Origin of the sequence: Methanospirillum sp., from assembly GCF_035560735.1 — an archaeon.
Classification (GTDB): domain Archaea; phylum Halobacteriota; class Methanomicrobia; order Methanomicrobiales; family Methanospirillaceae; genus Methanospirillum.
In genome coordinates this window covers 1-13,362 of record NZ_DATMYY010000308.1, presented here as the reverse complement: position 1 = coordinate 13,362, position 13,362 = coordinate 1, and the positions used below count along the sequence as shown (strand labels likewise).

At 47.2% G+C, this 13,362-nt stretch carries 16 protein-coding genes; 12 read left to right on the top strand and 4 right to left on the bottom strand.

Translation table 11 applies throughout. The annotated features are described in order from the left end of the window. Nucleotides 1–43: 43 nt before the first annotated feature. Nucleotides 44–790 (bottom strand): 2,3-diphosphoglycerate-dependent phosphoglycerate mutase, encoded by a 747-nt coding sequence (gene gpmA / locus VN429_RS09010; protein WP_325632344.1) that lies wholly within the window; start codon nt 788–790, stop codon nt 44–46. 78 nt (nt 791–868) lie between these two features. Here gpmA and VN429_RS09005 point away from each other — a divergent pair, with 78 nt between their 5' ends. Beyond that, nucleotides 869–1,768, top strand: a complete 900-nt coding sequence (locus VN429_RS09005) for a CARDB domain-containing protein (protein ID WP_325632342.1) — start codon at nt 869–871, stop codon at nt 1,766–1,768. Between the two features lie 25 nt (nt 1,769–1,793). On the opposite strand, the gene VN429_RS09000 is transcribed toward VN429_RS09005, so the two are convergent. Genes VN429_RS09000 through VN429_RS08990 form a run of 3 tightly spaced genes read right to left on the bottom strand, consistent with a single transcriptional unit; the run spans nt 1,794 to nt 3,078 of the window. Further along, nucleotides 1,794–2,009, bottom strand: coding sequence for a hypothetical protein (locus VN429_RS09000; protein ID WP_325632340.1), 216 nt, complete (start codon nt 2,007–2,009; stop codon nt 1,794–1,796). A gap of 9 nt (nt 2,010–2,018) precedes the next feature. Then, entirely contained in the window at nt 2,019–2,675 is a 657-nt protein-coding gene (locus VN429_RS08995; protein ID WP_325632338.1) for a hypothetical protein, read from the bottom strand. A gap of 4 nt (nt 2,676–2,679) precedes the next feature. After that, a complete protein-coding gene (locus tag VN429_RS08990) occupies nt 2,680–3,078 on the bottom strand; it encodes a GerW family sporulation protein (RefSeq protein ID WP_325632335.1) in 399 nt (132 codons plus the stop codon). A 486-nt stretch (nt 3,079–3,564) separates the two neighbouring features. Here VN429_RS08990 and VN429_RS08985 point away from each other — a divergent pair, with 486 nt between their 5' ends. From VN429_RS08985 to VN429_RS08935, 11 genes are all read left to right on the top strand, one after another. After that, nucleotides 3,565–5,613 carry a sodium-translocating pyrophosphatase gene (locus tag VN429_RS08985; RefSeq protein WP_325632333.1) on the top strand — a complete coding sequence of 683 codons (2,049 nt, stop codon included), beginning with the start codon at nt 3,565–3,567 and terminating at the stop codon, nt 5,611–5,613. A gap of 151 nt (nt 5,614–5,764) precedes the next feature. After that, nucleotides 5,765–6,268, top strand: coding sequence for a 4Fe-4S dicluster domain-containing protein (locus tag VN429_RS08980; protein WP_325632331.1), 504 nt, complete (start codon nt 5,765–5,767; stop codon nt 6,266–6,268). Between the two features lie 19 nt (nt 6,269–6,287). After that, a complete protein-coding gene (locus VN429_RS08975) occupies nt 6,288–6,557 on the top strand; it encodes a hdrC-like protein (protein WP_109968758.1) in 270 nt (89 codons plus the stop codon). Continuing rightward, nucleotides 6,558–7,475 (top strand): CoB--CoM heterodisulfide reductase iron-sulfur subunit B family protein, encoded by a 918-nt coding sequence (locus VN429_RS08970; RefSeq protein ID WP_325632327.1) that lies wholly within the window; start codon nt 6,558–6,560, stop codon nt 7,473–7,475. Beyond that, a complete protein-coding gene (locus VN429_RS08965) occupies nt 7,472–7,753 on the top strand; it encodes a hypothetical protein (protein WP_325632324.1) in 282 nt (93 codons plus the stop codon). The genes VN429_RS08970 and VN429_RS08965 overlap by 4 nt, the downstream gene beginning before the upstream one ends. Continuing rightward, on the top strand, nt 7,746–9,326 hold the full coding sequence (locus tag VN429_RS08960) for an NADH-quinone oxidoreductase subunit D-related protein (RefSeq protein ID WP_325632322.1): 1,581 nt from the start codon (nt 7,746–7,748) through the stop codon (nt 9,324–9,326). Before VN429_RS08965 ends, VN429_RS08960 begins: the two co-directional genes overlap by 8 nt. Further along, nucleotides 9,323–10,252 carry a respiratory chain complex I subunit 1 family protein gene (locus tag VN429_RS08955; RefSeq protein ID WP_325632320.1) on the top strand — a complete coding sequence of 310 codons (930 nt, stop codon included), beginning with the start codon at nt 9,323–9,325 and terminating at the stop codon, nt 10,250–10,252. The genes VN429_RS08960 and VN429_RS08955 overlap by 4 nt, the downstream gene beginning before the upstream one ends. Further along, a complete protein-coding gene (locus VN429_RS08950; protein WP_325632318.1) occupies nt 10,249–10,938 on the top strand; it encodes a 4Fe-4S dicluster domain-containing protein in 690 nt (229 codons plus the stop codon). The genes VN429_RS08955 and VN429_RS08950 overlap by 4 nt, the downstream gene beginning before the upstream one ends. After that, nucleotides 10,935–11,354, top strand: coding sequence for an NADH-quinone oxidoreductase subunit B family protein (locus VN429_RS08945; protein WP_109968763.1), 420 nt, complete (start codon nt 10,935–10,937; stop codon nt 11,352–11,354). The genes VN429_RS08950 and VN429_RS08945 overlap by 4 nt, the downstream gene beginning before the upstream one ends. Before the next feature lie 15 nt (nt 11,355–11,369). Then, a complete protein-coding gene (locus tag VN429_RS08940) occupies nt 11,370–12,839 on the top strand; it encodes a complex I subunit 5 family protein (protein WP_325632314.1) in 1,470 nt (489 codons plus the stop codon). A gap of 28 nt (nt 12,840–12,867) precedes the next feature. After that, nucleotides 12,868–13,362 (top strand): hydrogenase 3 maturation endopeptidase HyCI, encoded by a 495-nt coding sequence (locus VN429_RS08935; RefSeq protein WP_325632312.1) that lies wholly within the window; start codon nt 12,868–12,870, stop codon nt 13,360–13,362.

Sequence of the window (13,362 nt, the reverse complement as noted above, 5' to 3'; positions counted from 1 at the left end):
TCATTAGGGTCCTGACACCTTTAAAAATGACATTCAACCCGAATTACTTTGCTTTTCCCTGATTTTTAACAGCATCCATTGCTGCCTTTACTGCATTTTCATCACCGAGGTAGTAGTTCCTCAATGGTTTCAGATCTGAATCAAGCTCATATATGAGAGGTATTCCGGTTGGCACATTTAGACCGGTGATCTCATCGTCAGAAACCTGGTCAAGGTGTTTGATGAGTGCCCGCAGACTGTTGCCGTGAGCTGCGATGAGTACCCGCTTTCCGGACTTTATCGAGGGTGCAATGTCTGCTTCCCAGAGTGGGAGAAACCGTGCAACAGTATCCTTCAGGCACTCAGTCAGGGGTACCTGTTCACGGGAGAGATCTCCATACCTTCTGTCATATCCTGGATTTGTTTTATCACCGGGTGCAAATGCCGGTGGTCTGATGTCATAACTGCGACGCCAGATATGAACCTGTTCTTCCCCGTATTGGGCTGCAGTTTCTGCCTTGTCAAGACCTGTGAGTGCCCCATAATGGCGTTCGTTGAGGCGCCAGGATCTGACAACCGGTATCCACATAAGATCCATCTCGTCCTGGATGGTCCAGAGCGTCCTGATAGCCCGTTTCAGGACAGATGTCCAGGCAATATCGAAGGTGTATCCTTTCTCTTTCAGCAGCTGCCCAGCTGAGTGGGCCTCTTTCAATCCCTGAGGGGAGAGATCGATATCTTTCCAGCCGGTAAACCGGTTTTCCCGGTTCCACAGGCTCTCACCATGGCGTATGAGGACCAGTGTATACATGTAACTCAGAGGGATGTTTGTTTACAAATGGGTTAAAACTCTGGAAAGGTTATATCCGCCCGTCACCAATCTTGACGTATGGGTACTGGTGTCGGATGTGCTGCGGTGGTAGTGCTGGGTCTGCTCCTGGTTATTACCGGATTTGCGACAGGAGCCGTAAACGTCTCGACTGAAGGACTTATCGTGACTGATTCCGGATATCCCGGTGGATCAGTTACGATTATCGAGGTTCTAAAGAACAAAGGTGACAGTTCATCAGGATCTGAGAAGGTTACGTATTATCTGGTGAATGAGTCAGAACAGAATGCAACCCCTGTGCAGATTGGAACTACTGACCTCTCTCCGATTTCTGCCGAAGGTGAATATTCGAGTGCAAATACCTATATGCTCCCGATGAACCTTGCAGACGGAGTATACACATTTGTTCGCGAGGTCATGGGATCAGACAAAAAGACCTCGTCTGGAAAGACCATCAGGATCTCGGATTCAACCCGGCCTTCAGGAAAACCTGCAGACCTGGTGGGCCTTGGAGTAATCACCCCACGTCAGGCCGCTCCTGGCGAGACTATCAGGCTGATTGCGGCGGTAGGTAACAACGGTGGTGCTGATGCAGGAAGATTTTCGGTTGACTTTTATCTCACTAACCGGAGCATGAAGTTCTCGGAGCCGCTGCTTCTTGGGACCTGGGATATTGAATCAATTCCGGCTGGGGGTCAGGCAACAACAACCAGATCGGTGACCATTCCGACTACAACACCTCCAGGAGAGTATGGAATTCTCATGGATGTGGATCCATCAAGAGCAGTAACTGACAGCACCCCGTCAAATAATGACTGGTACCGGGAAGGGGTGATCAGTATCACCGGACCCACCATTGCGATGAGTCCGTTCCCGAGCGGTATGATGATCAATACCACTTCATCAGTGATTGTTGTCCCGAATAATACAAGCACTCAGGCTGTATATTCAAGGGATTAACTGATTTTCTGAACAACCATTCTTTTTAAACAGGCTCTGCACGAAGCAGGATATCATCAGAAATCCCATCTTCAAGCGGTGAAAAGTGCCATACTCCGTTCTCTTCAATGATAAGGGCGACAGGCTCTGAAGAGATCCACCAACTTTCCATAAACAAATGGGCAGAAACCCTGACAAGTGAGTAGATCTTCCTCTCTCCACTTTTTGCCGGTGTGGTGAAGAAGAGAAGATGTTCAGGCACTGGTTCCACCTACCATGAACACAGGTACCCGGATGTTAAAAAAGGAAGGATATCGGGGAGTAATCTCCGTAATGATCTGACAATCAGCCCTACAGGGTATACTATCCTGAATCCACCGGTGAGATCAGCTTCGAATGTCAGTTGATCAAAGACCGGGATTAAGACAGCTGAACAGAAGAACATACAGACTGGTGCAAGAGCTTGGTAATAACCGTACACCAGGCCTGTTGATACCGGATCTCCGGCCCCGAACCTGACTGATCCGGTTATCCTCTCTATTCTGATATGGGCGAATATGAGTGGAATGATTTTTTTTATCAGAGATATGAATGGTATCATTCTTCGAAGATCCTGTTCAGACTCTTTTTCTTCAGAGGATGTGGGTATCTCTGCCTGGACTTCGTCACCACCCGATGGCCTTTGCAACGGCACCTGATAGAGTTCAGTTCTTTTGATTTTGAATACTGCCTGCAGCCCGTTATAGCCCGGATTTATGCAGATAGTTCCAGGTCCCCATCTGATACAGGCTGATCCTGCTTTCGTGTTCTCTCTCCAAACACCGCTGAATGTGATGATAACTGGTGTGCAGTAGATCAGAAGAGATACACCACCAAAAAAAAAGAGAAGGGTTGCCGTCAGGAAAAAACTGAAAATCAGGTCTAACATAGCGCTATGTTGAAGGTTCTGACTCCTGCTGTGAAGGTTTCCCGGCTGTATCCTTCTTTTTAATGAAATCAATCACCTGCGGAACGAGGGTCTCACTAAGTGAGGTAATCACCTGGGCAATTGGATTATTGTTTTTCAGTGAAACAATCTGAATTCCCTCAACACCGCTGATGGTTTTGTCAGTAATGATAATAGCCACGGGTTCAATGCCTCCTCCTGCGCCTCCTGCGCTGGTGTCTCCTTTGTCACCAAATCCCCCTCCGGCACCAAACCCGATTCCGAACTTGGTCACCGGGATGATCATCCGGTTGCCGAGATCAACCGCATCACCCATGACATTTTTAGCGTTAATGATCTCATGGAGTTGCCCTGCTGTCTCTTTGAGCATCTCTTCTGTTGTCATATGTATCTGAAGGGGATGCACCGTGAGATTATTAATAGATTCCTGAAATCCGGATCCTAGCCGAATTTAGCACTCCATTTTTCCTCCAAAATATCAGTATTTGAAGAATCAGCCAGGCTTGAGGTCATACTCATTCTCGTATGGTTTCTTTGAGATGAAGATCAGTCCATACATCTGAATTTCTATATTTTTGGCGCGATTACTTTGAAGTGTAAATTTTTGATGATTCAAACATTACGGCTGCATAAATCCGCGATTGTGTTGAATAAACAGAACGTTTTTGATAGATGTAATTCGTGTAGATGTGACGCCCGTCTCTCTTAGCGCAGGGGAAAGGATATAATTGAAGAGATCTATCCGCGTGCCCAGAAATATTAAATCGAACGGTCAAGCCTACTTTGCTGAAAAAAAGCCTGTACTGGGCGTAACCAGGTAATTCTGCATGGGCAGAATTTATAACGAACTATAATGACTTGAGTATGAACTATGTTGATCATCCCTTTTATTTTTGTGATCGCAGTTCTTGCTCTTGGTGTGGCAGCCTTCTTTGTCCGCCAGATCAAGTCTGCTGATAAAGGCAGCGTCAAGATGCAGGAGGTCGCTGCTGCTATCAGAGAAGGTGCACACGCCTTCGTGAAGCGACAGTACACGACTATTGCAATTATTGCAATCATTGTAGCAGTCATAATTTTTGTGGTTTTCACTCTTGTAGGGAAACCGGATCAGGCATGGCACACTGCTGCATCATTTATCCTGGGTGCGTTTCTGAGTGCACTTTCCGGAATTATCGGGATGTTCACCTCTGTGAGAACAAACCTGGTATCTGCAGCAGCAGCTGAGAAAAATCCGGCCCGGTCACTCGTAGTGGCACTTCGCGGTGGGGCAGTTTCAGGGCTTACAATCATTGCTCTCTCACTGATTGGTATCTCTGTCATTTTCACCCTCTTTGGTGCAAATCCACAGGAAACCCCGTTCCTCATCGTAGGGTTCGGGTTTGGTGCATCCTTCATTGCACTCTTCGCCCAGCTTGGTGGTGGAATATACACCAAGGCAGCTGATGTCGGTGCAGATCTCGTTGGTAAGTTTGAAGCAGGAATTCCTGAGGATGACCCACGGAATCCGGCAGTTATTGCTGACCTTGTCGGCGACAATGTTGGTGACTGTGCAGGCCGTGGTGCTGACCTCTTTGAGTCAACCTCTGCAGAGAACATCGGTGCAATGATCCTTGGTGTTGCCCTGTTCCCGGTATTTGGGATGTCAGGAATTCTCTTCCCGCTCATCATCGGAGCACTCGGTCTTATTGCAACTATTATTGGTATCTTCTCAGTCACTGAGAAAGATGCCCAGCATGAAGATCCGATGCATGCTCTGAACAAGGGATATTATATTACTGCTATCGTTTCAGCGATATTCTTCTATTTCGCTGTGATGTATCTGCTGAACAATATCTGGTTCTTCTATGCAGGACTGGTTGGGCTTGCTCTGTCCATTGTCTTCCTGAATATTACTCTCTATTACACAGATCACCGCTTCAGGCCTGTTCAGGAGATCGCAAAGGCTTCAACCGGTGGACCGGCGATGAATATCATCTCTGGTATGAATGTTGCCTTTGAAACAACCGCATTAGCCTCAATATCTATCGGCCTGGCTCTGATCATCTCATTCAGATTAGGTGAGATGTCAGGTGTTCAGTCTGGTGGTCTTTATGGAACTGCTATTGCCACAATGGGTATGCTTGCACCCTGTGCATACATCCTGGCCATGGATACATTCGGCCCCATCGTTGACAATGCCGGCGGTATTGTCGAGATGAGTGAATCCTCAGAAAATGCTCAGCGCAATGTCGCAAAGCTCGACTCCGCAGGAAACACCACCAAGGCTCTGACCAAGGGATACGCGGTCGGTAGTGCAGCTCTCTCTGCATTCCTGCTCTTCAGCGCCTATATGACCGAAGTCTCAACACTGACCGGTCATGTATTCTCTGTAGTCAACATGGCAAAGGTAGATGTATTTGTTGGTGGGCTCCTTGGTGCCATGCTGGTCTTCCTCTTTGCCTCATTTGCAATCCGCGGTGTTTCACTGACGGCACAGTACGTAATTGAAGAAGTCCGCAGGCAGTTTAAAGAGAAGAAAATTCTCGAAGGAATTGATAAGCCGGACTATGCCCGGTGTGTGGATATCACTACCCGCGGTGCCCTCAAGAACATGATTCTTCCCGGCCTGCTGGCAGTTCTCTTCCCAATCTGTATTGGTGTCCTCCTCAAGTATGAAGCAATGGCTGCATTCCTAATGGTTGGAACTATCACCGGTCTGCTGATGGCTCTGGTCCTCAACAATGGTGGAGGAGCCTGGGATAACGTGAAGAAGTACATTGAAAGTGGTGCATATGGTGGAAAAGGAACCGAAGCCCACAAGGCAGCAATTGTTGGAGACACTGTCGGAGATCCATTCAAGGATACCGCAGGTCCATCCCTTCACGTGCTGGTAAAGCTGCTTGCAACAACCTCCCTGGTTCTTGCAGCACTCTACATCTAAATCTTTTTTAAAAAACTGTTCACTATGTGAATCAGGGTCCTCTGTGAGAAATTACGAATGAAAACAGTTTTGTCTTCTCTGACCCAATACTGAAAGAAGTTATATACTTGTAATCAGATGATCAATCACTTCTGATCAACAGACAGGTATATTGATTCAGAACTTTGCTCCAGTAATTCTGATTGTTATGGAGAGTGTTCAATTAACAACACCGGATCTCGATCCCGCTCCAATGAATACCAAGATAATTCTCCACAATCCTGATCGGTGTACCGGATGTAGACAGTGTATGACTGCCTGTTCGTTTAGGAATTTTAATACGTACAATTATGATCTCTCACTTTGCAGGGTGATTCGTGGCCCTGATCATGAGTTTGTCAGAATCCACTGTCATCACTGTTCAGATCCCATGTGCCTTGCATCCTGTCCTGCAAGCGCAATATCCAAAGATCAACAAACCGGGATTGTAACTGTTGACAAGATGCGGTGTATCGGATGCAAGTCATGTACCTGGGCATGTCCGATATCAGTGCCACAGATGCAGAGGGGCCTTAAGGCGATGACCAAGTGTGATCTTTGTGGTGGAGATCCGAGTTGTATCAAAGTCTGTTCAGCTAAAGCCATTCAACTGGTATCCCGTGAGGAGAACCGGTAATTAAAGGAGGAAAAAGAGAATGAGTGATATTTTTCCTTGGCGGCGGCCGGTCAAGGTGCCTGTTCCAACGACGGTGAAGACACAGCTGATAAGGCACTTCTCTACCGGCCTTCTCTATCCCATCAATGAAGAGATCATGGAGTACAGGCGTAAATCAGGGCTCAGCCCGATTCCACCCACGGCTCACGGGTATCCTGAAGCCGTTCAGGATATCCAGACCCTGATCAAGGCCATGAAGGTTGATAAAAAGATTGGACTGGATCTCGACACCATGGAGTACCAATACTAAATGGCGGACCATCAGGAATCATTACAAGGCAGCAAACCCGCTGGAAAATCCAGATACTCGTTTTTCTTAGGGTGTGTCATGCCTATCAAGATGCCATGGGCTGAGTCTGCTATCATGCAGACATTGCCAAAACTCGGTGTTGACCTAGAGTACCTGAAAAAGGCAACCTGCTGTCCGAGAGCCGGGGTATGGATATCTGTTGATGAACGGGTCTGGCTTACTCTCGCATCATATAACCTTCTCCAGGCAGAAGGGGATGGTCGTGATGTCATGGCCTCATGTAATGGCTGTTATGTCACCCTGTACGAGGCAAACAAGCTCCTCAAAGAGAATCCTGAGAAGTTAAAAGAGACCAACGAGTACCTGGCAAAAACCAATAATCATTATAATGCTTCCATCAGGGTCAGGCATCTTCTTGAAGTCCTGTATGAAGAGGTAGGGGTTGATCGAATCAGCCGGGAGACAAAAAAGGTTCCAATCAGGGTGGCTCTTCATCCAGGCTGCCATATGAGGATCTTTGAGGATGGGCGACTTGTCAGGTATTTTACCGAGCTTACAACTTCTCTTGTCAGTGAAGTAGTCTCGTATCAAGAAGAGCAGATGTGTTGTGGTCTGCAGGCAAATCTCGCAGACAGGAAATTTGCAACATATGAACGTGCAAAAAGAAAGTTTGACGCAATAAAAGCACTTAATGTTGACGCCCTTGTGATTGTATGTTCTGGATGCTATGACCAGTTTGAAAGGGCGGTCCAGATTCTAAAGAAAGAGATTGGGTATGATTTTGATCTCCCTATCATCCACCTTGCCGAACTCCTTGCACTCTCCATGGGTATTGGTCCTGATGAGTTTGGCATGAAGTATCTGCGGACAGCGCCGGTTGACTCGATCATCGCAAAATGGGAGAGTGACCGAAGATGAAACCATACTTCATCGTCTCGATGATCGTCCTTGTGATTAGTGTAATTGGGGCCATATTTCTGCCTGACCAGAACGGCTCACCAATCCTCCTCTTCCTGTTTGCTGAGTTAGCTTCGCTAGTCTCGTTTTATGTTTTCTTCTCTGTGATAATCCCGACCCTCATTCCTGAATACAGGAATGTGGATGAGAACTTCAACTGTGGCGCAAGTGAGATCTACCTCAACCAGGACGAAATCTACACGTTAGAATCACCTTTTGGGAGCGTGCGTGATGAGTGAGAAGAAGCTCTCACTCGATGTTACCGAGATCGAATCAGAGCAGGTCAGTAGTGAAGTGTCTGCATATCTGAACAAAGGGGCACGGATGATGTATGCCTCTGCAGTTGATATGGGGGTTCCGGGGATCAGGATTGATTATTACTTTACCTTTGATGACGAGATTCCGAGTCGGAATCTTGCTCTCCGGACATATATCAACAGGAAAAAACCGATCCTAGAGTCAGTAACACCACTCACCCCCCTTGCAGACTGGGCAGAGAGGGAGATGATTGAGTTTTTGGGTGTTCAGGTGAAGAACCATCCGGATCCAAGGCATCTCTGGCTTCCACTGAACTGGGATGATATGTATACCAGTACCCATCATCAGGAGGATACTCAAAGTGAGAGAGTAAATACAAGCCCGATCGCTCACCCGCCTTCTGATAATATCCTGACCAAACATCTTTCAGTGGTGCCGTACGGGCCATATCATCCTGCGTTGATAGAGAGCAATTACCTGAAGATGTCAGTTGAGGATGAGGTCGTCAAGGATGCAGATCTGAAACTTGGCTTCAATCATCGCAGTGTCATCAAGCTCATGGAGCGACGTGATTATTACAAGGATCTCTTCCTGGCAGAGCGAATCTGCGGGTTTTGTAATGTTCATCACTCTCTCACCTTTGCCCAGTGTGTAGAGGATATTGGAGATATCACAGTTCCCAAAAAAGCCAGATATGTACGGACACTTCTTGGTGAGATGGAGCGGATGAAAAGTCACATCCTGGCAATCGGTCTCATGGGCGATCTGACCGGATTTCGAACCATGTTAATGCATGCCATAAGAATCCGTGAAGATATTCTTGACAGCCTAGAGATCATGTCAGGTCAGCGGATCAGTCATGGTATAATCACCCACGGGGGCATCAGAAACGATGTGACCCCGGTCCACACCGATGTCATCCTCTCAAAACTTCAGAATCTTAAGAAAGAAGTCCCTGAATACTTTGAGCAGTGCCTTGCTAATGATGTGTTCACAGGAAGGCTTCATAAAACCGGTTTTCTCACCCCGGATGTAGCCCGAAAATCCGGCGCAGTTGGTCCCATTGCAAGAGGGAGTGGCCTTAACGTGGATATCAGGAAGAACCTCCCCTATGCAGCGTACGAGGAGGTGGACTGGGATATTGTTACTGAAAACGGGGGAGACTGTTATGCACGGATGCAGGTGAGAATGAGGGAAGTTCTCATGTCCCTTCATATCTGTGAGCAGTGTTGCGATGTGATACGATCAGCCCCATCTGAACTGGTCACCCAGGTGAATGAACTGCCATGTGGTGAAGGATTCTCAAGAACTGAACCACCTAGGGGAGAACTCCTTTATCACGTAGCTTCAAACGGAACAAACACCCCTGACTTTGTCCGTCTGCGGGTTCCCACCTTTCCAAATGTCAGGATCATGCTGAACCTGATCAAGGGAAGTGTCATAGGTGATGTTCCAGTGATCATCGGCAGTGTTGATCCCTGTTTCTCATGCACTGACCGGGTAACAACAGTAAACACAGTAAAACCTTCAGTGCAGGGTGGTAAAGGATCATGACGGAGTTATTCTGGATAAATCCATTCATAGCTCTTTTTATCGGTATTCTCATCTCTTTTTTGTTCAGAAAAATCAATGCCAGGATCCAGTCACGCAGAGGTCCGGTGATCAGGGTTCCCCCGGCCTGGCGTGACATCAACAGGACAAAGATCTTTCAGCCGCTCTATGATATTCTCAAACTCTTTTCAAAAGACACTTTTATTCCAGAGAAAGCTAGTTCACTATTCATCATAGGGCCGGTTATGGCTCTTGTGTGTGCAGTGCTGGCAACATTATTCGTCCCTATTGCCGGGATCTCGTTTGACTACTCATATGGCCTGGTTGTTCTGATTTACCTGCTCATGGGTGAGATTCTCTGTGTAATTGTCGGTGGAATCACCAGTGGGTCCCTGTTTGCGGTAATTGGGGGTGTCAGGGAGATCGAACTGATGCTCACAAATGAGATTCCTTTTATTCTAGGGACATTTGCTCTTGCCATATCATACGACTCCCTGTCCGTGAATGACATGATGGGTTTCAACCTGATAACCAATCCATTCGCAGCAATAGTTGTGTTTCTTTCGATTCTCGTAAAACTGCACATAAAACCGTTTGACATTTCAGATGCAGAATCAGAGATTGTGAGCGGTCTGACTACTGAATACAGCGGAAAATTGCTTGGTATAATCGAGATTACAAAGCAGATGATGGCCTTTGTCCTGATCGCACTTTTTGCTGACCTTTTCCTTTGGGTTCCATCATCAGGAGTAGGCGCCTGGGTGGTTTTCTTAGTTGGTGTAGGATTCACCTCTGTCATGATCGCTATGGTTCATTCCCTGTTTGGAAGGTTCAGGATAGATCAGGCTACCTGGTGGATGCTTCGGGTGCCACTGGTTCTTTCAGTTATTGCGGTATTCTGGGCAGCAGCCTGGAGGTATGTACTATGAAACTGTCCACAAAGATACGGGCTTTTTGCGGACTAGCCTCAAATCTGTTTCATAAACCAGTTACTGTCCGTGAGTCATTCGGTTTTATTGCTTACCTGTCCAGGGGACTTCCCCGCCGTGATGCAATCAGATGTACAGGATGCGGGGCATGCAATGAGCGGTGCTCAAGCGGGGCAACAAGCATCACCGACCATGATGGTATGAGAACTGTATCAATCGACAGTCTCAGGTGCATCTTTTGTGCACGATGTGCAGATATCTGTCCAGAAGGGGCATTAGATCTGTATTTTGGAACAGTTCATCATGATAAGGATATGAGTGGAGCAGCAGGGACAATAGAGCATGTTGCCACTTCTGACATGAGCAGGCAGTGCCTGCATGATCATGATCTTGATCTGTCTGCATCTGTTCAATATGCAAAAGCCATAAGTCTCTCTCATAGATTGGAGGATAAGAGTGTCACGGTTGATACGGTTCTTCCCCTGCAAAAGTGCAGGTTCTGCGGTGAGGAGATGCCTGTTACAGAAAAATTATTGCAGGTGATAGCAGAAAGGATGCTTGCCCACCTGAAACCTGAAACAGCCGAGGTTGTCAGAAAGGATCTTGAGTTGTATCTGACAGCATGCATTTCATGCAGGCAGAAACTCAGTGTGAAATGGAACACCCACCCGAGGAAGTTTATATGAGTCTTTCAGGCACCTTCCTCAAGAAATCCCCCTGGGTGTATCATGCACATGCCGGGGGTTGCAATGGGTGTGACCTTGAGATTCTTGCCAGTTTCGCCCCCCGGTATGACCTTGAGCGGCTTGGGATAAAATTGGTTGCATCTCCGAGATTTGCGGATATTTTGCTAGTTACGGGTCCTGTTCCCCTTCACACAAAACCATTTCTAGAGCGGATCTATGCCCAGACTCCAACACCTAAAAAAGTGGTTGCCATGGGTGCCTGCGGATGCTCTGGCGGGGTATTTGTTGATAATGAGAATTACTCTATTGCAGGTCCTGTGGAGAAGATAATCCCGGTTGATGTGAGGATTCCAGGGTGCCCGCCAAAGCCGGAAGCAATCGTTGATGGAATCCTGAAAGCGATGAGAATGTTCTGACATGGAAGGAAAGAGATGTTAGATTATTATGCCCTTGTCCCGGTTCTGCTCCCGATTCTCGGGGGTATTCTCCTCTACCTGCTGCTTGGATTCTCTGAGAGAATTCAGCGGAGTTTTATCGTATGTTTCATGGCTCTTCTCTTTGTGATGAATCTTCTCTACCTCATCGCATTACAAAGTGGGAAGATTGATCCAGCAGCAGTGGGTCCAATAGTGCTTGATGCTCCCGGGATATTCATCTCAACTCTTGTGGCCTTCCTTGGAACAATGGTTCTCGTTTACTCATTCCTGTATCGCAAAAACAACCACTTTGACTCCACATTTTTTATCCTCTACTTTGTTCTTGCCGGAATGATGTGCGGTATGGCATGCACCTACAATGTACTGGTGATGCTGGTGCTCCTTGAGGCTGCGACCGTCACGAGTGCAGTTCTCATCCTGTTTGGCAGGACAAAGCGTGCGATCAAAGCCACTTACATCTACCTCGCAATCAGCATCTTTGAGGTTATCCTCGTCATCTACGGAGCATTCATCCTGTACAGCAGTACCGGAACACTGGATCTCAGGTACATGAATATCTCCCTGTTATCGTCAGGAGATATCACCCTCCTTGCACTCCTGTTTCTCTTTGGGTTTGGAACAAAAGCAGGGCTGCTTCCCCTTGGAAGCATCTGGCTTCCCCCTGCCCATGCAGATGCTCCAGCAGCGATCAGTGCAACAATGTCAGGCATACTCATCAAAGCAAGCGTTGTTGCCATGGTCAAGGTGATGTACCCCTTCTTCCTGATCTCAAACGGTGAGATGCTGATGTTCATTGTTACCTTTTTCGGAACTCTGAACATGGTTCTCGGAGGTGTTATGGCACTCTTCTCCTGCCACATCAAGCGTCTCCTCGCATGGAGCAGTATCAGCCAGATCGGGTACATTGTTGTAGGGTTTGGGCTGGCAACCCCTGTTGCAATATACGGCTCACTGTTTCACATCCTCAACCATATGCTCTTCAAAGGGAGTCTCTTCCTGATTTCAGGTGTGCTCCTGTATCAGGTGCATACTCTCCAGATCAAAAAGATGGGTGGACTTGGAAAAGGAATGCCTCTAACTGCCATATCATTTCTTGTAGCATCGCTTGCCATGTCCGGAGTGCCGTTTCTGAACGGTTTCATCAGCAAGGAACTGATCTATGATGGGTCCATAGATGCAGGATTCCCTGTTGTTTTCTCGCTCCTGGGACTTCATTTCACTATCATCAGCATATTTGGCTGGATCACCAGTATCGTGATCTTTGTCACACTGATGCGGGCGTTTTACCAGATATTCCTGGGCACACCCCATGATTTGAAGAGGGAACTGCATGATCCACCGCTCTACATGATTATTCCGATTGTAACCATGGCAGGGCTATGTATTATCATCGGTCTTTTTCCTGATCTGGTGTCAGGTACCCTGCAGTATATTGCACAGGTTCTCTTTGAGATGAGAGGATAATGAGAGCTCCCATAATCCTGATCTCTCAATGATTCCACCATCCGGTTTTCAATCAACTCTTGCTTCCCTGATTGGCAATATTGATCCTGATCAGATAGTATTTGTCGGAGTGGGAAATCGGATGCTCGGAGATGATGGAATTGGCCCTGTTCTTCTCGATCTCTTGAGTGTTAATGTATCTCATACCGTGGATGTGGGAGTTACGCCTGAGGAATATACCGGGGTTATCAGGCGTTTGAACCCATCAGTCATCGTATTTCTTGATGCTGCGGATTTTGGAGCTGAACCGGGGCAGATGAAGATAATCATGGCTGAAGAGGTGTCAAAGGTCAGGATTAGCATCCACAAGATCTCACTTGAAATTCTCATGGAATATCTGAAATCAGAGACCGGAGCAGATGTCTTTATCATTGGCATTCAGCCTGCAGAGATATCGCATTCATCCACTCTTTCTCCACCTGCAAGCCAGGGAGTCCAGGAATGTGCAGAGGTAATTACCTCTCTCCTAAATAAGGAAAAATGA